At 33.0% G+C, this 1,256-nt stretch carries 2 protein-coding genes and 1 pseudogene; all 3 read right to left on the minus strand.

The window, feature by feature from the left end; genetic code table 11:
- Window positions 1-151 (minus strand): annotated as a pseudogene (locus ACODS7_RS32095) (ArpU family phage packaging/lysis transcriptional regulator); the annotation flags it as partial.
- Window positions 152-441: 290 nt separating this feature from the next.
- Complete coding sequence (locus tag ACODS7_RS32100; RefSeq protein WP_113732895.1) at window positions 442-555, minus strand: DUF3983 domain-containing protein; 114 nt, start codon at window positions 553-555, stop codon at window positions 442-444.
- A 304-nt stretch (window positions 556-859) separates the two neighbouring features.
- Window positions 860-1,072 (minus strand): hypothetical protein, encoded by a 213-nt coding sequence (locus ACODS7_RS32105; RefSeq protein WP_065485654.1) that lies wholly within the window; start codon window positions 1,070-1,072, stop codon window positions 860-862.
- Window positions 1,073-1,256 lie beyond the last annotated feature (184 nt).

Consider the following 1,256-nt stretch of genomic DNA (forward strand, 5'->3'; position numbering starts at 1 on the left):
GCTCTCTCCTTTCATAAGAAGGAGTGACTTTCATTTCCTTACGCATCATTCCAAACTGCTTATATATACGTACACTTTCCAAAATACCTTCTAATTTCTCTTGTGTTGCTGCTCTATCGATTTTTGGTAAAAAAGATAATTGTATAGTCACGTAAGACCACTCCCTTTTATTTTTAAATTACTTTTGTCTGATTGCTCCACGTCTTCGTTCATAACAAGGTCTATACATCCCCATTAAACTCTCCATTTCACAAGTGCTAAAATTCTCTTTTGTTTAGTTTGTTTTTCCCATTCACGTCATTGACCTCTTAGTTCTTGAATTTTTTCCATCCCACTTACAAAAGAAAGAGGACACCATTTCTTAAAGCAGCTTGATTGCTGTTCTAAAAATCGGTGTCCTCTAGTTTTCGAGCCGGACTATATTCATTTCATGATGCTAGGCTATGTAAAAAGGTTTTCCCAAGCTTTATCTAGTCTAACTTTCTCTTCCTTTTGTATAGCCTTTATACGACGAGCAATTGCTTTTTTTAATTTCTTTTTCTTCAAACTAGCCAAATTTTCCACCCTTCTCTTTAAATACCCTTAACAGCTATTTTGGATCGTTTTAATTAATTTAATACTATTCATTCAAAAATATAATATGTGAATTGTATCTATTCATTAATGCTTACACAAGGAGTATTTTTAAACTCTCTTATATCCAATGAATAAAATTCAATATTTCGTTAATAATAGACATAGGCTCCATTTGTCACGAATCAACCTTACACTTAGCATCATTTTTTAATATAGGAGCCGAGCAGTTAGTTCATTGAGCTAGCTGCTTTATCATTTACAAAGTGCAAAATAGCGTTTTTGTTTAATTTCTCCCTTTTATCACATAAGTTTTAAATGTATCACCGTTACGATTAAAAGATACAATATTTATACCATGATAATCTCTGTGCCACTGGAAAATTGGGTCTAATCCTCTATAGCCGATTTTACGCATTAATGAAATTTTATTATTAGCTAAATACTTAAAGTTCTTGTGATCCACTGTAAACATTCGGCTATTTCTTGTATGTCTCATCCTCTCCATCCACCCAAAAATAACGTTTTTATAAAAACTTTTCACCTTTTAATCAGACAAGCATATCTTATTGTGTAGGGCACTCCACAGTCCATACGTTCAAACCTTTTAGTCTAAGAGCACACTTATATTGAACTGCACCCCAATTGTTAGACACAGTCTAACAATTGGAGGTGCAGTTTTT

This window comes from Bacillus sp. FG16 (assembly GCF_057809515.1).